The sequence below is a fragment of the Micromonospora sp. WMMD735 genome (assembly GCF_049178995.1).
GTDB lineage: Bacteria > Actinomycetota > Actinomycetes > Mycobacteriales > Micromonosporaceae > Micromonospora > Micromonospora wenchangensis.
Map to the genome: position 1 here is coordinate 2627251 of NZ_JBMHMJ010000002.1, position 20011 is coordinate 2647261.

At 68.7% G+C, this 20011-nt stretch carries 15 protein-coding genes, 3 pseudogenes and 2 CRISPR repeat arrays (1 of these 20 cut by a window edge); of the genes and pseudogenes, 14 read left to right on the forward strand and 4 right to left on the reverse strand.

From position 1 onward, the window contains the following. A CRISPR array of direct repeats spans positions 1–1025; the repeat unit is 29 nt; unit sequence CTGCTCCCCGCGCATGCGGGGGTGATCCC (it extends 42 nt beyond the left edge of the window). Positions 1026–1674: 649 nt separating this feature from the next. From ACN268_RS11130 to ACN268_RS11140, 3 genes and pseudogenes are all read left to right on the forward strand, one after another. After that, positions 1675–1980: pseudogene (locus tag ACN268_RS11130) on the forward strand (DUF6244 family protein); the annotation flags it as partial. Between the two features lie 149 nt (positions 1981–2129). Next, on the forward strand, positions 2130–2510 hold the full coding sequence (locus ACN268_RS11135) for a DddA-like double-stranded DNA deaminase toxin (protein ID WP_421486855.1): 381 nt from the start codon (positions 2130–2132) through the stop codon (positions 2508–2510). After that, positions 2507–2917, forward strand: a complete 411-nt coding sequence (locus tag ACN268_RS11140) for an Imm1 family immunity protein (protein ID WP_421483113.1) — start codon at positions 2507–2509, stop codon at positions 2915–2917. The genes ACN268_RS11135 and ACN268_RS11140 overlap by 4 nt, the downstream gene beginning before the upstream one ends. Positions 2918–4026: 1109 nt before the next feature. Here ACN268_RS11140 and ACN268_RS11145 read toward each other — a convergent pair. Beyond that, positions 4027–4419: an Imm1 family immunity protein gene (locus tag ACN268_RS11145; RefSeq protein WP_421486856.1), complete on the reverse strand. Its 393-nt coding sequence runs from the start codon at positions 4417–4419 to the stop codon at positions 4027–4029. Positions 4420–4796: 377 nt separating this feature from the next. Continuing rightward, positions 4797–5130: direct repeats of the CRISPR family, unit length 28 nt; unit sequence CTGCTCCCCGCGCACGCGGGGGTGATCC. Positions 5131–5479: 349 nt separating this feature from the next. Here ACN268_RS11145 and ACN268_RS11150 point away from each other — a divergent pair. Next, positions 5480–5584: pseudogene (locus ACN268_RS11150) on the forward strand (IS5/IS1182 family transposase); the annotation flags it as partial. Between the two features lie 67 nt (positions 5585–5651). Beyond that, a complete protein-coding gene (locus tag ACN268_RS11155; RefSeq protein WP_421483114.1) occupies positions 5652–7769 on the forward strand; it encodes a hypothetical protein in 2118 nt (705 codons plus the stop codon). Between the two features lie 29 nt (positions 7770–7798). On the opposite strand, the pseudogene ACN268_RS11160 reads toward ACN268_RS11155, so the two are convergent. The 3 genes and pseudogenes from ACN268_RS11160 to ACN268_RS11170 form a co-directional block, all read right to left on the reverse strand. After that, a pseudogene (locus ACN268_RS11160) lies at positions 7799–8142 on the reverse strand (transposase family protein); the annotation flags it as partial. 77 nt (positions 8143–8219) lie between these two features. Continuing rightward, the gene (locus ACN268_RS11165) at positions 8220–9098 is read right to left on the reverse strand and encodes a DMT family transporter (RefSeq protein ID WP_421483115.1); all 879 of its coding nucleotides are present in this window, start codon (positions 9096–9098) and stop codon (positions 8220–8222) included. 33 nt (positions 9099–9131) lie between these two features. After that, complete coding sequence (locus ACN268_RS11170; RefSeq protein WP_421483116.1) at positions 9132–9992, reverse strand: hypothetical protein; 861 nt, start codon at positions 9990–9992, stop codon at positions 9132–9134. 795 nt (positions 9993–10787) lie between these two features. Here ACN268_RS11170 and ACN268_RS11175 point away from each other — a divergent pair. From ACN268_RS11175 to ACN268_RS11215, 9 genes are all read left to right on the forward strand, one after another. Beyond that, positions 10788–13067 (forward strand): nitrate- and nitrite sensing domain-containing protein, encoded by a 2280-nt coding sequence (locus ACN268_RS11175; RefSeq protein WP_421483117.1) that lies wholly within the window; start codon positions 10788–10790, stop codon positions 13065–13067. Continuing rightward, on the forward strand, positions 13067–13468 hold the full coding sequence (locus tag ACN268_RS11180; RefSeq protein ID WP_421483118.1) for a roadblock/LC7 domain-containing protein: 402 nt from the start codon (positions 13067–13069) through the stop codon (positions 13466–13468). Before ACN268_RS11175 ends, ACN268_RS11180 begins: the two co-directional genes overlap by 1 nt. Beyond that, positions 13465–14073: a GTP-binding protein gene (locus ACN268_RS11185; RefSeq protein WP_421483119.1), complete on the forward strand. Its 609-nt coding sequence runs from the start codon at positions 13465–13467 to the stop codon at positions 14071–14073. The genes ACN268_RS11180 and ACN268_RS11185 overlap by 4 nt, the downstream gene beginning before the upstream one ends. After that, positions 14070–15284: an ABC transporter substrate-binding protein gene (locus ACN268_RS11190; RefSeq protein WP_421483120.1), complete on the forward strand. Its 1215-nt coding sequence runs from the start codon at positions 14070–14072 to the stop codon at positions 15282–15284. Before ACN268_RS11185 ends, ACN268_RS11190 begins: the two co-directional genes overlap by 4 nt. A gap of 14 nt (positions 15285–15298) precedes the next feature. Beyond that, complete coding sequence (locus tag ACN268_RS11195) at positions 15299–16159, forward strand: branched-chain amino acid ABC transporter permease (protein ID WP_421483121.1); 861 nt, start codon at positions 15299–15301, stop codon at positions 16157–16159. After that, a complete protein-coding gene (locus tag ACN268_RS11200) occupies positions 16156–17184 on the forward strand; it encodes a branched-chain amino acid ABC transporter permease (protein WP_421483122.1) in 1029 nt (342 codons plus the stop codon). The genes ACN268_RS11195 and ACN268_RS11200 overlap by 4 nt, the downstream gene beginning before the upstream one ends. Then, positions 17181–17981, forward strand: coding sequence for an ABC transporter ATP-binding protein (locus ACN268_RS11205; RefSeq protein ID WP_421483123.1), 801 nt, complete (start codon positions 17181–17183; stop codon positions 17979–17981). Before ACN268_RS11200 ends, ACN268_RS11205 begins: the two co-directional genes overlap by 4 nt. Continuing rightward, the gene (locus tag ACN268_RS11210; protein ID WP_421483124.1) at positions 17965–18666 is read left to right on the forward strand and encodes an ABC transporter ATP-binding protein; all 702 of its coding nucleotides are present in this window, start codon (positions 17965–17967) and stop codon (positions 18664–18666) included. Before ACN268_RS11205 ends, ACN268_RS11210 begins: the two co-directional genes overlap by 17 nt. Before the next feature lie 154 nt (positions 18667–18820). Further along, positions 18821–19624 carry a class I SAM-dependent methyltransferase gene (locus ACN268_RS11215; protein ID WP_421483125.1) on the forward strand — a complete coding sequence of 268 codons (804 nt, stop codon included), beginning with the start codon at positions 18821–18823 and terminating at the stop codon, positions 19622–19624. Positions 19625–20011: the final 387 nt, after the last annotated feature.

Below are 20011 nucleotides of genomic sequence, written 5' to 3' on the forward strand. Positions count from 1 at the left end.
GGCCCGTTACGCGGATCGTCTGCTCCCCGCGCATGCGGGGGTGATCCCCGGTCGGCGGGTATCACCGTCCAGGACGCCACCTGCTCCCCGCGCATGCGGGGGTGATCCCGCGGTCAACTCGGCGGCCGGCACGATCGACGCCTGCTCCCCGCGCATGCGGGGGTGATCCCATCAGCGCGGGGATCGAGTCGGTGCAGCGGCTCTGCTCCCCGCGCATGCGGGGGTGATCCCGACTGAATCGGGTCCCAGAGGCCCTGGAATAGCTGCTCCCCGCGCATGCGGGGGTGATCCCTCGTCCGGCGTGGTGGCGAACTTTTCCAGCTCCTGCTCCCCGCGCATGCGGGGGTGATCCGAACGTCACGCCGTGGTCGACGCTGCGCCACGTCTGCTCCCCGCGCATGCGGGGGTGATCCTGCGGCGAGGATCTTGGCGTAGAACGCCTGGATCTGCTCCCCGCGCATGCGGGGGTGATCCCATTGCTAGCGTCCGGCTGGGCGTGGCGATGATCTGCTCCCCGCGCATGCGGGGGTGATCCCACGTAGGTGAGTTCCAACGTGTTCGTGTAGTCCTGCTCCCCGCGCATGCGGGGGTGATCCCACGTAGGTGAGTTCCAACGTGTTCGTGTAGTCCTGCTCCCCGCGCATGCGGGGGTGATCCACGCCGTCCCGGGGTTGGGCTGTCACGGCCTGCCTGCTCCCCGCGCATGCGGGGGTGATCCGAACATCCGCCCACGACCATTCGCCTTCATCGCCTGCTCCCCGCGCATGCGGGGGTGATCCCTCGTCCACATACCTCTGCGAGACGACGCTGAGCTGCTCCCCGCGCATGCGGGGGTGATCCTTCAACGGCGATGGCCGCAAGGTGCACGCCGCCCTGCTCCCCGCGCATGCGGGGGTGATCCTCCGAACCGACGTCACCCCCGCCGACGCGCTGAACTGCTCCCCGCGCATGCGGGGGTGATCCCCAGTTCCGACCCCACCCCGGGCTGGACCCGTACTGCTCCCCGCGCATGCGGGGGCGATCCCCGGACCTGCCTGCACTGGTGGTGCGGCGCTCTGCTGCCCGCGCATGCGGGGGGGCAGTGGTCGACGCAAAGCGGTGCTCGGCCCCCGTGTCCCACGCCCAACGTACGGGAAGGGTAGGCCACGACGGTGACGACGAAGCGGATGCCGGCTCCGGAGGCAGTCGGGCGACGGGCGGCACAGATCCCGGACGCGATGCGGGAGCACCCCGGCTGGGAGCGGCCCAACGGGGCTCCTCGATGCGGTACTCGTCCTGCTGGATCGGCTGCGGGACCAGGTCGTGCAGCTCGCGTCGCGCCGGGGCGTACAGCGCCCACAGCATGGGCATGCGGGCGGCCTCAACGAGGCCGGGGGAAGCGAGAGATGTCGTATCGGACTGGGTTGCGTGTCGGCCGAAGGCGGCGCGGTGCCGAGAGCGTAGGACGGTTGTGCGGCTGACCTGGCGTCCATACGCTTCGATGAACCGGCAGGTGCCGATCGTCGGTCGCGGGAAGGGCTGGATATGCCACTCACCGACAGCATCAGCGGCGAGCTGCAGTCGATGGCGGAGGGGACCGCACGAGCCGTCGAGACCGCAGCGGCGGCTGCGACAGCGGCCGAGCAGGTCGCCGCCCGTTCAGCCGCCGCCGGCTTCACCGTGATCGCCCAGCGTATGCGCGCGGTTCAGACCGGGACTCAAGAGATCCGGGCCCGCGCGGCGTCGGTCGGCGGCCACATCGCGCAGGCGCTCAGCGCGGTTGGTGCCGCCGCGAGCCAGGAGTCGCCGCAGCAGACGATTGCCGTGTTCGGCCGGGCAGTGGCCACACTGGACGCGGCCACCAACGCAGTCGCGGCCGCCATCGCCAAGCTCGCCGAGGTTCAGCATCTCACCGCCGCCGTGCTGCAGGGCGGGCAGCAGGGTCCAATGCTGTCCCAACTGGCGACGATCAAGCAGGTCCTCGAACAGGTAGGACATCGCGGCCAAGCCGCGAAGCACCTCGTCAACGGCGCGTTGGGCGAGGCGCGGGCAGCCGGTGACGCGGGAAAACGACCGCGGGTGGCGACGTACCCGGGCAGGGATCGCCGTCACCCCAGCCACCCGCACACGTCGAAGAAACCGGCCGGAGTCTGCCGGTCCGCAACAAGCGGACGGACCCGACCACTGGGGTATTCAACGGCGAAACCATTGTCAGCCGGGACGATGACGCCTCTGTCGCGGACCTGCACCCGTATCGGGGCGGCGGATGGCCACGCGTCCTGGTCAGCCACGTCGAGAGCCACGTCGCGGCGCGGATGCGCCGCGACGAACTCGACGAGGGTGAGCTGGTGCTGAACAACACCACATGCGGAACTCGGGATTTCGATCGGGACTGGCCGCTGACCTGCGACAAACTCCTCCCCCCGGTCCTGCCCGCCGGCGCCCGCCTTACCGTGTGGGCGACACAGGACGGCGGACGAACCTGGTGGACCAAGACCTACACAGGCACGGGTGAGAGGATCAGGTCATGACGTACCGCGTGGTGTTCGACATCTGCGAGCAGGAGCTACCTGACGCGGAGGCCGCCCGGGTGTTTCTCGACAAGCAGACGCTGATGATCGGACCGCACGGCACCCGGGCGCACGTATTCTGGTTCGCACCGAGCGGAGCTGACGACGTCCTACGCCTCGACATCGACTACGACAACGAAAGGGCCGCGCTGCGCTGGCTGCCCGACGGCGGTCACGCGGTGGAACAGCCTCCAGCCGAACCGATCGTGGTTCTGGAGTCGTCTGACTCCCCTCTGGTCACCATCCCCGCCGAGTTGGCAGTGCTGTCGGTGGAAACCGCCCACCGGGCAGTCGTTGAGTACATCGCGACCGGTCAACGCCCATCGCTCATCCGATGGGCAGACGACGCGACCTCGCGTAAGAAGTAGCGCGAGCGCAGATCGCAGGGCGGCCAGCCGATGACACACCCCGTCACGTACGGCAGAGTCACAGCCCCACGTGATCGGGAGAGGATCACCCGTGGACACTGCCGCCTGCGCAACAACCACGGTCAACCCGCTGAGCTGACCGACGCCGAGGACACAGGACGGCACTTCGACGAGCAGACCGAGACGAGCCTGCAACCATCACAACCAAGAAGCCGCTCACGACGCCATCGACAGGCTCCGCGTTGGCTACCATCCTCCATACACAACTACGGACCCCCACCAGCGAAACAGGACCGACCACATGAACGAACTGTCAGCCAAAGTGAAGGAAAACGACGCGGTTGATCTCTAGCGCCCCAGGTCAAGAAGTCTGCTCCCCGCGCACGCGGGGGTGATCCTGCCGCCGTTCCTGCGGATGATCTCCGGAATCCCTGCTCCCCGCGCACGCGGGGGTGATCCGACCTCCGTCATGGAGGAAATCGCACCGCCGGACTGCTCCCCGCGCACGCGGGGGTGATCCCTCCCACCGGAACATCTTCCCCGCGCCGACTGCCTGCTGCCCGCGCACGCGGGGGTGATCCGACGTACGGCCCGACCTTGACGTTGCTCGGGGTCTGCTCCCCGCGCACGCGGGGGTGAACCCGATGACCGGACTGCCCTGGCCCGGACCCGTGACCTGCTCCCCGCGCACGCGGGGGTGATCCCACGACTCGCAGCGCGTCAAGCGCGCCCGTCTCCTGGTCCCCGCGCACGCGGGGGTGATCCCATGATCGGGTCGTTCCTGCGGCCCGCCACCGGCTGTTCCCCGCGCACGCGGGGGTGATCCCTTCCAGTCCGTCAACTTCCCCGCCGCTCTCTGCTGCTCCCCGCGCACGCGGGGGTGATCCCGACACCGCGCCGGGGTAGCGCTCGGGCTCCCACTGCTCCCCGCGCAGGCAGGGGTGATCCCCAGTCGCCGATCTCCACCCGTACCGGCTGGCCCTGCTCCCCGCGCACGCGGGGACCACCAACCCCAGAGGCACGAGCCTGCGCCGTTCGCCGCGCATGCCCGGGCGGCTCTGTCGTCCCGGGATTGGTCAACGGCCTGCGCTACGGCTTTGTCGGGCCGGCTACTGCTCCTCGTGCTGCCAGCGCATGCTGGTGGGGCATTGGCCGGTGGTGGCGTACTCGACGACTGCGGTCCGGGCGGCGGCTGGGGTCACTCGCGCGATGCCGGCAGAGATTTCCACCAGGCCGACGTCTGGCGACTCGTACACGGTGATGGGTGTGTCGGGTTGCCGCTCGGCGGCATAGCTGCCATCAGGCAGCCAGCGCACCGCCGCCCGGTCCGCATCGATGTCGATATCGATGCGGAGGGCGGGTTGATCGTGGGTGCCGACGGTGAAGGTCTGTCCGCAGCCCCCGTGCGGCATGATCGTTCCGATCTGCTCATCGAAGCGACGTCCCGCGTCCTCGGCGTCGGCCAGCTCGAAGGCGTGGCCGTGGTAGTCGCGCAACAGCACCGTCAACAGGTGACCCTCTCTCCGGTACCGGTACAGACACCGTGCCACCATGTGGTTCCGCCGTCGCGGGTGACCACACACCTCAGCCGGCTACCCTGCGGCAGGACAGCGGGAAGCATCTCGCCACAGGCCCAGAGGAAGGCCCAGTCCCGATCATTGCTGCCACAGACCATGATGTCGACGGCCAGACCGCTTGGACAGTGGCGGTGCTACCGACCCGCATGAGGCCGACGCCGCCGGACCCGCATTGACTACCATCGCCTGTACGGCAACCGCCGGCCACAACCAGCAACAACCAGACCGACCCTAAAAACAGGCCGCCAACCAAAGTGAACAAAAACAGCAAGGTTGATCTTTAACGCCCCAGGTCAAAAAGCCTGCTCCCCGCGCACGCGGGGGTGATCCCCGGAGGGCCGCTGGCGCTGACCACCTGGGCGACTGCTCCCCGCGCACGCGGGGGTGATCCGTAGCGCCGGTAGGACGGGTGATCGGTCAGCCTCTGCTCCCCGCGCACGCGGGGGTGATCCCCGGTTACGCCACCCCGCCCCGTCACCCAGGTCCTGCTCCCCGCGCTACCGGGGGTGGTCCCCAGGCGTCCACTCCCGGTAGCGCCAGCACGCGCTGCTCCGCGCGCACGCGGGGGTGATCCCGCGACCTGCCCGGCAAGGGCGGCGGGCAGGAGCTGCTCCCCGCGCACGCGGGGGTGATCCGATGGCGATGCAGCTCGCCGACTACAGCCGGGGCTGCTCCCCGCGCACGGGGGTGATCCGGTTCTGTCCCCTGATGAAGGCCGGAGGCGTTCTGCTCCCCGCGCACGCGGGGGTGATCCCACCGGTGATGCGTACGTGCGGGACGGCGAACACTGCTCCCCACGCACCCAGGGGTGATTCCGCCTCGGATAGCAGCGTCGGCCGCAGGTGGTCCTGTTCCCCGCCCTCCACCAGAGCTACCGGATATGTCGGCAGGTGCTGACGACGGTTCCGACATAGTTCTGCTCTACGACGAGACCAAGGCATTCCCCACCCGAAACCCAGCCCCCGCTTGACCCTTACGGCGATCGGAGGTCTGGAAGATCCTGAACAAGCTGCTGACACGGCGAGCGACCTCGACCGTGCAAGCCATCCTCGTTCTGCACCACGTCGAAGCCAACCGCTACGCAGGATGAAAGGGCCCACTCAACAGGATGAAGCTGAGGCGGCCCACCTACACGTCGTGGGACATGACAAGCTACTGTGGACATCCTGCTGTCGTACCTTAGTGCAAGCCTGTCGCGAGGTGAGGAGACCCCCTTGAATCTCGACTCGACACGGACTTTCGGCGACTTCTGCCGCGGCTTCGAGACGTCTCCGTTGCGCGGCAAGCCGTCGAGGAGCTTCGAGATTCCCGCTTTGGAACCCGGGGACTTCTTCGTGCCGCCCGTCCTTCTTGAGAAGGACGACAACGCCAATCCGGTGGTTACGCTAGTGTCAGCGCGTGGTGCGGCTGGAAAGAGCACCGCCGCGAGGGAACTCGCCAGCCGACTCAACGCACCGCTATGGCGGCTGGATCTTGATAGTGCCGTCGGTGCCACATCGCTGGAGTACGCGCTCGGGCGGTACCTCGAAAGCCACGACGTGGCTGCTCTCATTGAGGGTGAGACCCGTCCGCTCATCGCTATCGACTCTCTCGACGAGGCTAGGGCTCGCGTTTCAGCGATCTCGTGGCGAGAGTTCATCGAGTCGCTGGGTCGTCTCGCCCGCAAGGGGCTGCACTATGTATTGTTCGGCCGCGAGCGAACTCTAGAAGACCTATGGGCGACACTCAGCGACCTAGGACTTTCCGTATCTTGGTGGGAAATCTCTCACCTTGCCCCGGCCCAGTGCACTCAATACGTAGACGGGGTCGCCACAAGGCGCGATCCCCGCACGGATTCCTCCTCCGTCGAGTATGTGGCCGCGCGGAATGCGCTGATCACCTCACTGCGCAGCGCCAGCGAGGGTGGCTACGCCGAGGCGTTTGCGGGCTATCCTCCTGTGCTCGATGCGGTTGCGGCCATGCTTATCAAGCGGCCGAACTTCTTGGCGATACGCCAGCAGTTCGAGGATCAAGGGCCGCGTGCCGAGGGACGCATTAATCTTCTGCAGGGAATTCTTGAGCGGCTTCTTCTACGCGACCAGGGCAAGGTTGCTGACCTTGCCAAGGAATTGGGACTCGATCCCGAGGTAGTTTATAGCCCAAGCGAGCAGATCGGCTGGCTCTGCCACTTCCTTGAGAAAGCTGAACCGCCGAGACTTGCGCACATTCCCGACGCTGCCGTGCGGCAGGAGTATGTAAAGCGCATCACTACATTCGCTGACGATCACCCCTTCCGATCGGAGAACAAGTGGGCGAGTCCCGTCTTCGAGGCTTATGTCGCGTCGCTTGAGTTCGACGACTCGATATTTTCTCCGTCGCGCATCATCGAGATTGGTGACACCTCGGGACTCTTGCTCGATTTCGTAGGCACCAAGTCGCAGCTCATCATCAGCGAACCGCAGTTCGCCGCGCTGCACGCTTCCATCATTGCCTCCGAGTGGACAGAGTCTATGACGAGCACTTCTATCAACCAGATAGACCCACTCACATATGAGGGCGAGTTCGCGATAAAGCGAGGCCGCGAAAGTGTGCGTATTACCAAGTTCGAACTGTCGACCGATTCGCCGCATGAGCTGCAACTCCTCGGACCATTGGCTGAGTTGTCCATCCGCAGTGACAGCACGGTCCTCGTTCCGGGCAATTCTCAGGGGACGGTGCTGGGTCCGGACTTGTTCATCCACGCGAAAGCAGTCCGATTCGAAGGGCCGGCGCTAGAGTTCGCTCGCCGCCCAGGCATGGACACCATCGGCGACCAGGAGGCATCTGTCGTTATTGAGGTCGCCGAGGCACTGCAGCTTCCGCTCACTTCGACCCAACTACCGCCATCGAACGAGTTCGAGCTACGAGTTCCTTCCGTCGTCAAGATCGGCTATCCCTGGTTTGAGTATCGACTGGAACTGACGAGCGAGGAGCCGCTCGACCGAAAGGTGATCCGCTTTCTCAACAAACTGATGAATCTCACGCGCAACCACGGGCACTCTGGCGAACGTGGGGTTTTCGTCAGAAAGTTCCAGGGTCGGCAGCCGTTTGCGATTTCGGAGTTCAACATCGCGCTTCAAGTACTTATTGCGGCCGGAGTTGTGCGGATGAACGACGAAATCGTCTTTCTACGAGAAGAGTGGGAGGCATATCGGTACAGCGGTAAGGCACTCAAAGGCCAACGGCAGTTCGCCAACGTAAAGGATGCCTGGTCACCGGTGATCCGGTCCATCGAGGAAAGCCTTTCAGGGCGCTGACAAGCCTTTTCATCGTGGGTTTGGGTGGTCTAGATGTGGTGTAGGACGAGGATGGCCTGGATGATCGCGGTGGCGCGTCGGGGGCAGCAGCGGAGCTTGGCCAGAACTTTCCAGCCCTTGAGGGGCTGCGACGGCGCGTTCGGCGACGGCTCGGATCGTGGCGCGTGGTGGCGGTTGATGCTCTTCCGCCGGTGGGACAGCCGGGGTAGGTATCGGCGACGTTGAATGGTATAGGGACACTGCCACCAGCGTCTTGATACGTCTTCTCGGCGAATGCCACGATGTTGACGCTGGTCAGGGCATCGATCAGGCCGTGGGTGCGGGCGGTGGTCAGGTCGTACACCGCGCCAGCGAGGGCGAGTGAGGCCCAGATCTGATGATTGTCAAGCGTGGTGCAACCGCGCCTGCCCCTCCCCGCATGGAAAATGCCATCGTCGTACCGCGATCGAATCACGACATGGGTGGCGGCTTCGTGCGTTGAGCTGCGAGAAGACAGCCGGCCACGATCGCACCCAAGCCGATGGTCGAAGCGACCGTGAGTTGTTCGCGGAGAAAGGCAACGCCGAACGTGACGGCGAAGGCGGGCGATAGGTAGAACGCCAATGCGGCTCGGGCCGGACCAGTGCGCGCGATCAAGGTATAGAAGAGCACGAGGGTCATGCCGGTGCAGACGATGCCGAGGAACACTACGGCCGCCAGCACACCAGGGCTGGGTGTGTGATCAGGCAGCGTCAATGTAGCTGGCGTGATCATCACTGTGCTGGTGACGAGCATTGCCGATGTGGCGACGCCCAGCGGAGGGGCAGTGGCGTGGCGGCGATGGATCATGATGGCGCCGGCGGCGTAGCACAGTGCGGCGATCAGCACGAGTGCACCACCGAGGAGGGCCAGTCGGCCGCCGCGGAGGTCAACACCGAAGAGCAGGATGAGCCCGACCAGACCGACACTGATGCCGACGGTGCCCTTCCAGCCCTGGGGGCGCTCGTCAGGGGCGTACCGGTAGGCGAGCATGGCGACGAACAGTGGCTGCGCCCCGACCAGGATGGCGGCGATACCAGCGGAGACGTATCGCTGACCGTATGTCAGCAGCAGGAGCGGAATGGTCGACTGCACCAGGACGGTCTCGATGATGACCCTCGGGCGTCGCCAGAGATCCACTAGGGCGCTGCTCCGGATGGCGATTGGCACTAGGAGAAGGCAGGCGAGCAGAACCCGTCCGAAGACAACGACTGTGGGTGACAAGTCGCGCAGCGCTACCTCGATCAACGGATAGACCGCACCCCACAGGGCGGCGAGGACGACGAGTTCGGTCCACGCGCGACGGTTCACCGGCGACTCACGTGGGATGCCTTCAGCACGCCCCTAGTTAAGCAGCACCTGACGGTAGAGGTTCTGCACGCAGTCGATGTTGGTCCAGGGCATGAGATCGATGAGCAGCTCGCGGAGGCGCTTGCGGTTGCGCGCCGAGCCTGTACGCCGGGCAAGGATGTCTGCCTGGCCCGCCACGTCGCAGGCTTGCTCGACCTGCCCCATCTGCACGTACGCGCTAGCAAGATCGATCAAGGTCCCTGACCGTTCCCGAACGAATGCGGGTGGTAGGAGGGTCAGTGCCTCGTACAACGCCCGAGTGGCGTCGCGGGGCTGACGTAGGCGAGTCAGGCAGCGGCCCTTCAGTCGGGCCGCGTGGCACTCGGCGTTGTAGAAGCCCAACCAAGCGGGGGAAGCACTCGCGCTTGCGCCGTCGAAGAACTTCTCGGCCTGTGCCAGCGCAACTAGGCCGGGCCGTGGTTGTCCGAGGAGCGCGTACGCCTCACCGGTGGCCTCGTGGAGCCATGATCTGACCGCCGCTGGGCTGCCGCGATCGCCCACGCCTTGGGCGGTGTCGAGCACATCAAGTGCGGCCTTGCCGTCACCGGCATGTAGGTGGATGTAGCTCATCACGCCAAGGCCGTATGCGTGTAGCGCGCGGTCGTTGGCTTTCTGCGCGAGCGATACCGTCAATCGGCAGTAACGTTCGGCTCGGTCGTACCTCTGGGCATCGATCGCCAGCCAGCCGGCCAACTGGGCGGCATCCCCGGCAGCCTGGAGCAAACGGCGATGGGTCCCGCTGGTGGTTGTCCTGTTGCTGACCTCCAGCATCCGGCGTAGGTGTACAGCGATGTCCCCGCTCACTCGGGCAGAGCCCTCTCGGTAGTCGATGAGGCGGTAGGTGTCCGTCAGCACCTCGAAGTCCTCAACAACCCGCTCCGTAACACGGCTCGGGATCGCTTCCGCAGATGGAAGCGCACGGGCTGTCGTCCCCAGAGGAACGCCGGTCATGTCAACGCCTGGTCGGCGCATACCTACGTCTGTCGCATCCAGATGGCTGTGGTCCTCGCCACCGAGTAGATCGCCTGCAGAGCAGTGGTAAAGGAACGCCAGCCTGTTCAATGTTTCTAGCGAGGGTGCCCGGCCCGCCGATCCTGGCCAGATTTCCCAGTAGGATATTTGCTTCGCGGTCTTCGGGGCGTCAGTGTCGGGCCATTGCTCGTTCCAACGCTGAGCTACATCTGCCTGTGTCAACCCGTGAGCGAGACGGAACGCGACTCTTGGGTTGAAGTCGTATCGCTGCTGCCAGTGCGAGGCGATCTGCCGATAGGTCCAGCCGCTGGAGCGGAGTTCGCCGGCCTCCCGTTGGTAGCTGCGTGCACTCCTTGCCATCCCACCTCCGTAGACACCATGTGGCTGTGGACGTCACTCTAACGATGTCCGCCGCTGTCACGGAAGCTACCTAAACGTGTACTCCACGTTCGACGGGGAGTGTCGGCTGGATTCGCACCCCACCTCCGGTGGTCGACCTTTCTGACTCCGGATACGACGCTGAATAGCGGTGCGGATCTCGTGCAGACCGCGCCACGTGTTGCCCCGATGCGTCACCGCCGCAGTGCTGCTCGGAAGGCTGGCGAAGCCAACTCATTGAGAGAGATTCACCCCGCCCGTTGGTGGCACAACTGGTTGCTTGTGGAAAGGAGATCTTCTGTGCCTGTTGTCAGGCGGCTTGCGTTGCTGCTGGTGGTGCCGCTGGCGGCGACCGTCCTGTTTGCAGCGTGGGGGGTGGCGTCGACGGGGCAGCGGGCGCGTGCCGCTGATCGGCTTCAGGCGCTGGTGGCGGTGTCGGCCGTGTCAGGCGAGGTGGTAGACGAGCTGAGCCGGGAGCGCCTGGTCGCGGCGCAGTTCCTGACGGGTTCGTCCGCCAGCGTCGACCCGCTGTTGGCGCAGGTGGCCAGTACCGATCGGATGGTCGCCGACTACCGGCAGCAGCGTGGCCGGTTCGCTGCCGGGGATGTCGAGGCGGGGCGGTTGTTCGCGGCCTTCGATGGGCAGCTGGGGCAGTTGTCGGCGTTGCGGGATCAGGTGCGGGGTCGGTCGGTGTCGTTGACGACGGTGTTGGTGCGCTACCGGGTGGCGGTGTCGCAGGGGTTGGCGGTGCGGGAGGCCGTGGGGCAGGTCGGTGGCGCGGACGCGCAGATCGCCGAGCAGCTCCGGGTGGCGGCGGCGTTGTCGCGGGCTTCGGAGTACGCGGGTGTCCAGCAGACGGCGGTCCTGGCCGCCGGTGGTGTGGTGGTGACGCAGGCGGCGCAGCGGGAGCTTGCCGCCGCCCGTGCCGGTTACGAGGAAGCGTTGCTGACGGTTGCCGACGGGGCGTCGGGTCGGTGGCGGTCGTCGCTGGACCAGGCGTTGACCGGGCCGGGCGTGCTCGCCGCCCAGCGGTTCGATGACGAGGTTTCCCGGGCGCGGGTGGGGTCGCGGTTGCGGGTCGACGCCGCCGACTGGGTGCGCGCGACCGGGGAGCGCCGGGACCGGTTGCACGGTGTGCAGACCCGGGTGGACGCCGACATCGCCGCCGAGGTGGGCCGGCGGCGGGCCGCGCAGTGGGCGACGACGGCGGTGTTGACCGGTGCGGCGCTGGCGTTGGTGGTCGTGGCGGGGGCGTTGACGCTGTGGCAGGGGCGGGCGTTGGCGCGGCGGTTGCGGCGGGTCCGTGACGCGGTGACCCGGGTGGCGTCGCGGGACCTGCCCGACCTGGTGCGGCGGATCTCCGCCACCGATCCGGGTGATCCGGCGGCGATGCCGGCGGCCCCGCCCGCGCTCGCCCCGGCCGGCCGTAGCCGGGACGAGATCGACGAGGTCACCGCCGCGTTCGACGCCCTGGCCATGACCGTGTACGAGACGGCCGCCGATCTGGCGCGGCAGCGGTTGGTGGCGGCGGGTGCGGTGGAGGCGGTGGGTCGGCGGTGTCAGGGGATGGCGCACCTGCTGATGCGGGAGTTGGACCGGGCGGAACGCGACGAGGCCGACGAGAAGACGTTGGCGACGTTGTTCGCGGTGGACAACCTGGCCGCGCAGTTGCTGCACGCGACGCAGAGTCTGCTGGTGTTGTCGGGTCGGGCTCTCGGGTCGGTGCACCCGGAGCCGGTGGCGTTGGTGACGGTGGCGCAGGCGGCGTTGAGCCGGATCCGGGAGTACCGGCGGGTGGTGGTGGGGTCGGTCGACGGGCGGGTGTCGGTGCCCCCGGCGTTGATCGACGACCTGGTGCACCTGCTGGCGTCGCTGCTGGACAACGCCACCCGCTACAGCCCCGGCGAGACGGTCATCAGTGGGCATCTGCTCGGTGACCAGGTGGTCGTGCAGGTCATCGACACCGGTGCGGGCATCACCCCCGATCTGATGGTGCGGTTGAACGCGGAACTGGCCGCGCCGGCACCGATGATCGCCGTGGAGCACATCCGTCGGCAGGGCGTGGCGACGGTGGCGATGCTGGCCGCCGTACACGGGCTGCGGGTGCGGCTGGTAGCGGGTCAACCGCAGGGGACGGTCGCGGTGGTGGAGATCCCCATCAGCGCGGTTTTGATCACCGCACCACCACCAGTGGTGGTGCCGGCGTTGCCGGCCCGCCGCCCGCGCGGCCACACCGTGGACGCTCCGACGCAGGCGCTGCCGCTGATCCCGGCCCCCCGCCCGCCGCAGGATCTGCAGTCGACCCCGGTCTACGAGGAGACGACCCGGCAGTCGCCCGTCTCACCGTGGTTCGTCGAGGGTGCCACCGTCCATCTCCCGCCCGCCGGGCCGGCCCCCTACGGCGCTGCCGCGACGACCGTGAACGGCCTGCCCAAGCGGCAGCCGATGCGCATCCCCTTTGCCCCGCCCACCGGGTCCGCCAGGCCGCCCAGCCGCCGCCCGGACGGGTTGGCGGGCACCGCGCGGGCCTACCAGCGGGGCCTGGGCCACCGATTTCCCCAGCCGAAGGAAGGCCAGTGATGAGTGATCTGAGTTATCTGCTGTCGAACAACCTGACCCGGGTTCCCGGCGTCAGCCAGGCCGTGGCGGTGTCCGTCGACGGGTTGTTGCTGGCCCGCACCGAGGGCCTCAACCGGGCAGCCGCCGAACGGCTCGCGGCGGTGGCCGCCGGGCTGCGCAGCCTGCTCAACGGGGCGGCCCGGGACTTCGGCGCGGGCGGGGTGCAGGGCACCATCGTCGACCTGGCCAGCGGCTACCTGCTGTTGACCGCGCTCAGCGGCGGAGCGTCGCTGCTGACCCTGGTCACCCGCGAGGCGGACCTGGCGTTCGTGACCGAGGAACTGCACCGGTTCGCCGACCAGGTCGGCGACCAGCTCACCCCCGGCTTCCACACCACCCTGGTCGGGGCGGGACACCGATGACACCCGCACCCGCCCTCCCCCGCCCTGCCCCTGCGGTGGCACCGCCGCAGGGGGTGAAGATCGTGCTGACCGGCCCGTTCGGGGTGGGCAAGACGACGCTGGTCGGCGCGGTGTCCGACATCGCCCCGGTCACCACCGAGGTCCGCATGTCGGCAGCCGCCGCCGAGGACGTCTCCCACACCCCGGCCAAGACCACCACGACAGTGGCGATGGACTTCGGCCGCCTCGACGTCAACGGGGTGACCGTCTACGTCTACGGCACCCCGGGCCAGGAACGGTTCTGGTTCATGTGGGACGCCATCGTCCGGGGTGCCGCCGGGTCGGTGGTCCTGGTCGACACCCGCCGGCTGGCCGAGGCGTTCCGGCACCTCGACTACGTCGAACACGCCCAGCTGCCGTTCGTGGTGGCCGTCAACGACTTCACCGACGCCGACACCTACCCGCCCTCGGCCATCCGCGACGCCCTGACCCTCGGTCCGGACGTGCCGATCGTCGACATCGACGCCCGGGACCGCGACAGCGTCCGCCGGCTGCTCATCACCCTCATCGAACACGTCCTCACCCGCACCCGGCCCGCCCAGCCCCTTGAAGGAGCATCACGATGACCCGTCTCCGTAGCCGGTTGCGACGCGGACTTGCCTCGGCGACCGCCACCGCCGCTCTGCTGACCGTCACCGCCTGTGCCAGCACCCCTGCCGACCCGGACGCCGTGCGCATCGGCCTGCTGGTGTCCCTGTCGGGCACATATGCCACCGTCGGGCAGGACATGCAGGCCGGTTTCCGCCTCTACCTCGACTCCCACGGTGGTCGGCTCGGCGGCCGGAAGGTCGACCTGGTGGTAGGCGACGAGGGTGACGGCCCGGCCACCGCCGTCCCGGCCGCGCAGAAACTCCTCGAACGCGACCGGGTGGTCGCCCTGACCGGCCTCGTCGGCGGAGCGACCGTCGACAAGGTGCAGGTTCTCACCACCGCCCGGAAGATTCCCCTGCTCGGCGCGAACGCCCGGCCGGCGTTCACCTCGGAGGGCGGCAAGCCCCGGGATCTGACCTACACCTGGCACACCTCCTACAACTCCGACGAGCCGGGCATCGCCATCGCCGAGCACGTCAAATCCCAGGTCGGCGACGGCGCCGTCTACGCGATCGGCCCCGACTACCAGGGCGGCTGGGACGAGCTGCGCGGCTTCACCGACACGTTCACCCGCCTCGGTGGGAAACTCGCCAACCCCGACGGGAAGACGCTGTTCACGCCGTTCCCGGCCACGGAGAACTTTCTGCCCTACCTCAACAAGGCCGCCGAGACGAACCCGGAAGCCGTCTACACCTTCTACGCCGGGGCGGCGGCGGTGGCGTTCGTCAAGCAGTACGCCCAGTCCGACCTCAAGGACGTGCCGCTCTACGCCGCCGGGTTCCTCACCGAAGGATCGGTCCTCACCGCCCAGGGCCCGGCCGCCACCGGCATCCGCAACGTCCTCAACTACAGCCCCACCCTCTCCAACGCCGCCAACCAGGCGTTCATCGCCGCCTGGTCCGCCGCCGGGAACTCCAACCCACCGACCACCTTCGCGATGGCCTCCTACGACGCCGCCGCCGTCCTCGACCGCGCCCTCGCCGCAGTCGCCGGAGACGTGACCGGCCCGAAACTCAACGAGGCGATCGGGAAGGTCGGCCGGGTCACCAGCCCACGCGGGGACTGGCAGTTCGAACCAACCGAACACCGACCGGTGCAGCGCTGGTACCTGCGCGAGGTCCGCGCCGACGGCCCGGTGCTGTCCAACGTGCTCGTACAGGACCTCACCACCCTTCCCGCCACCTGAGGGAAGTGGTTCGCATGGGCACCTACCTGATCCCCGGCCTCGACGGCATCGCCTACGGACTGCTCCTGGCCATCGCCGCCGCCGGACTGACCCTCGCCTTCGGCGCAGGCGGCGTACTCAACCTCGCGCACGGCACCCTCATCGCCACCGGCGGCTACGTCGCCGCCACCACCAGCACCGGCACCTGGCCCAGCCTCGCCGCCGCCATCACCACTGCCACGGCCCTCGGCGCGGCCAGCGGCGGCGTACTCGCCGCCGCCACCGCCCGGCTGCGCCGCCGAGGCCACCTCGACCAAGCCCTACTCACCTTCGGCATCGCCCTCATCGGCGCAGACCTACTCACCACCATCTTCGGCGCGGACATCCGACGCCCCCAACTACCCGCCGCCCTGGACACCACCCTGACCATCGCCGGCCACCCCTACCCCGCCGACCGACTCGCGGCCCTCACCGCCGCCGTCATCATCACCACCATCGGGTACGCGGTGCTGCACCGCACCCGCGCCGGGCGGCTCATCCGCGCCACCGTCGACGACCGGCACATGGTCGCCGGCATCGGCGTCAACCCCCGCGCCGTCGACACCACCGTCCTGGTCGTCTCCGGTGCCCTCGCCGGCCTCGCCGGTGCCCTCTGCACCCCGATCCTCGGCGTCGGACCCGGAACCGCGCGGACGACACTGCTGCTGTCCCTGGTCATCGTCGTCTGCGGCGGCCTCGGATCAGTCCCCGGCGCGGTGATCGCCGCGATCGGCGTCGGCATGGTCCAGACCATCGGCGTGATCACCATCCCCGCCCTCGCCCCGTACCTGCTGCTCGGCGCAATGGCCCTGCTCCTGCTCACCCGCCGCCGGCCCCTGCCCGGGATGCCCGGATGACCGCCCGCCTCCCGCTCCCCCACCGTTGGGACGACCTGCGGCGGTGGGCGCCCTGGCTGCTCCCGCTCGGCGCCGCCACCACCCTCGCCGCGGCGTCGGACGGCTACTGGCCCGCCACCGTCGCCCGGATGCTGCCCCTGGCACTGCTCGCCGTCAGCGTCGCCACCGTCACCGGCGCGGCCGGACTACCCACCCTCGGGCAGGTCGCCCCCTACGCCGCCGGCGCCTACACCACCGCCCGCCTCGCCCTGGCCGGCCACACCCTCGCCCCCGTACACCTCGTCGCCGCCGCGCTGGCCGGCGCGTTCACCGCCGGACTGCTCGGCATGCTGCTGGTCCGCCACCGGGGCACCGTGGTGTTGATGCTCAGCCTCGCCGTGGCGGAACTGACCACGATCACCGCCACCCAGTGGCGCACAGTCAGCGGCGGCACCGACGGCCTCGCCGGCATCCCCGCCCCACACCTGCTCCCCGGCACCCCACCCCTGACCGCCGACCGACCCGTGCTGCTCTACGCCACCGCCATCACCCTCGTCGCTACCGCCGCCACGATGCTGCTGCTGCACCGACACCACCTGCTCCTCACCGCCGTACGCGGCAACGAAACCCGCGCCGCCGCCAGCGGCCACCCCGTCACCACCTACCTGTGGCTCGTGCACACCGGCGCGGGAGCCACCGCCGGAACCGCCGGGGCACTACTCATCCACACCCACCGGTGGATCACCCCCGCCGACGTCGGCTTCGACACCGCCGCCCTGGCCCTGCTCACCGCCGTCATCGGCGGCACACACTCCCCGCCCGGAGCCGCCGTCGCCGCGGTGCTCGTCCTCGGCGTGCGAGACGTGGCCGCCGCCGACTGGCCCGGCCACGCCCCACTCCTCCTCGGTGCCCTGTTCGTCGCCGCGGTCTACCTGCTCCCCTGTGGCCTGACCCCCGCCCTCACCCGCCTCCGCGCCGAGATCCGCCGGGTCCGGGCGACCCGGCGACCCGAACCGCTGCCCGCTGCCTCCCGGAGAACCCCGTGACCACCCGCCACGTCGACGCCGTCGACCACATCCCCTCCCGCCGCGACCCCGCCGCCATCGGCCGCGCCCACGACACCGGTCTGGTCGCCACCGGCCTGCACCACGCCCACCAACGGCTAACCGTCCTCGACCTCGACTCCTTCGCCATCGCACCAGGCGACCGACACGCGATCATCGGCCCCAACGGCGCCGGCAAATCCACCCTGCTCAACCTCCTCGCCGGCAGCACCCGGGCACAGACCGGCACCATCACCTACCAGGGGCAGACCATCACCCGCCGGGGCAGCGCCTGGCGGGCCCGCGCCGGCATCGGCCGCACCTTCCAACACCCCACCGTCTACCCCGACCTGACCGTCCTGGACTGCGTACGCATGGGCGGCTGGCACCACCGACGCAACCCCGACCGGGTCCCCCTGGAACTCCTCGAACTCGTCGGCCTCACCGGCCACGCCGACTACCCGGCCACCACCCTGTCGCACGGACACCGCCGCATGCTCGACCTCGCCGTCGCCCTCGCCGGACAACCCCGGGTGCTGCTCCTCGACGAACCCGCCGCCGGCCTCACCGACACCGACCTCACCCGACTCCTCGACATCCTCGGCACCCTGCCCGGATGGATGGCGGTGATCCTCGTCGAACACCACATGGACGTCGTCGCCGCCCTCGCCGACTGGATCACCGTGCTGCACCACGGCCGCCGACACCTCGACGGACCCGCCGACCACGTCCGCGCCGACCCCACCGTGCGCACCCTCCACCTCGGCACCACGGAGGCCGGTCATGCTGCACGTCCGTGACCTGACCGCCGGCCACCGCCCGGACACCCTGGTCGTCCGGTCGGTGTCGTTCCACCTGCCCACCCCCGGCGTGTACGCGATCGTCGGCCCCAACGGCGCCGGGAAAACCACCCTGCTGCACACCCTCGCCGGCCACCTACGCGCCACCATCGGGCAGATCGTGCTCGACGGGCGGGACCTCACCGGACTACTCCCCCACCACCTCGCCCGCGCCGGCGTCGCACTCGCCCCACAGGGACGCCGCCTGTGGCCGTCACTGACCGTCCGCGACCACCTCACCGTCACCCGCCCCGCCACCGGCGGCGGCTTCAGCGTCGACGACCTGTTCGACCTGTTCCCACCACTGGCCGCCCGACGGAGGCACCACGGCCACCAACTCTCCGGTGGCGAGCAGCAGATGCTCACGATCGCCCGCGCCCTCCGCACCAACCCGCGGCTACTGCTGGCCGACGAACCCACCGAAGGACTCTCCCCCCGCATCGCCGGCCAGGTCATCGCCGTCCTCCGGGACCTTCCCGACCAGGGCATCACCGTGCTCGTCGCACTCCCACAAGCCCACACCGCGACCGCCGTCGCCGACCGCGTCTACGCGCTGAACGCCGGACAGCTCAGTGACCCGCCCGACGGGCAGGTCGACCTACTGGTGGGCGACCACCTCACCCCCAGCACCGCCCACCGGGAGTAGCCACCATGCGCATTCCTCGCCAGCCCGTCGTGCTCTCGCCGACCATCCCCGGCGGGAACACCACCAAGCCGGCGACCGCTCGCCCAGCAACGCCCCCCAACCCCACGGATGGCACCACCATGCCGCCCTGCCTAATCACGGAAGCGAACCCACGATGACCACCACCGGCCAGCGCTACCAGTTCCGCAACAGCCCCCACCAACTCCACCCCCTCCAGGATGTGCTCGACCCGCACACCATCCGAGGGTTGGCCCGGGTCGGGGTGAAACCCGGTATGCGGGCCCTCGACCTCGGCGCCGGCGCCGGCTCCATCACCCGCCACCTCGCCGGCCTCGTCGGACCCGACGGCAACGTCACCGCCGTCGACCTCGACACCCAACTCCTGAACCCCACCAGCATCATCGACGTCTACCAGCGCGACCTACGCACCCAGCCCATCCCCACCACCCCCGACGGCTACGACGTCATCAACGCCCGCTGCCTACTCGAACACCTACCGAACCGGGTCGACCTGCTCCGGCAGATGATCGACCTGCTGCGCCCCGGCGGATGGCTGGTCCTGGGAGAGATCGTCTACTCCCGGATCGTGGTTCACCGCGCCCCCACCGAACCCGACGCAAGCCTGATCACCAGGGCCATACACGGCGTCCTCGACACCCTCGCCGATCGCGGCGTCGACCTGCACTGGGGCGAGAACACCCCCGCGCTACTGCTCGCCGCCGGCATGAACCACGTTCACGCCCGCGGCCTCACCGAAACCTGGACCGGCGGCGGACCGGGCTGCGCCCTCTACGCCAACAACGCCCACCAACTCCACGACCAGCTCATCGACACCGGCCTCACCGTCGAAGACCTCGCCCGGTTCACCGAGCTGATGGCCGACCCCTACGTCGTCGTCTCCAGCTACCAGTTCGCCACCGTGCACGCCCAGAAACCCGAACCCACCCCACCACTCTGAACCTCCTCACCTGATCGGCCCAGCGGCTGCCGCCGGCCACGACGGACACCAAGCGAGGTCAGGCCTCCCTCTGACGCTGCTCCACGACCACCTCATCCCTCCTTTCCGCCCACACGTGCCACGACCCTTGGACAACCCATGCCCCTCATCCCCACCGCCTCTACGGTCCGGTTCCCCACCCGCGACACCAACTGCCCCGGCTCACCGCCCAACCTGAACAAGGAAACCCCACACCAACGCTCATCCACCCACACCGTCCGCTACTCCCCGGGGTCCACGAATGACACGACGCGGACGACCATGATCCGAACCCGCACCGGCACGACGCTGCTCGCCGCATCGCTTCTCCTCGCGGCCTGCGCCGGACCGTCCGCCAACGAGAACCCC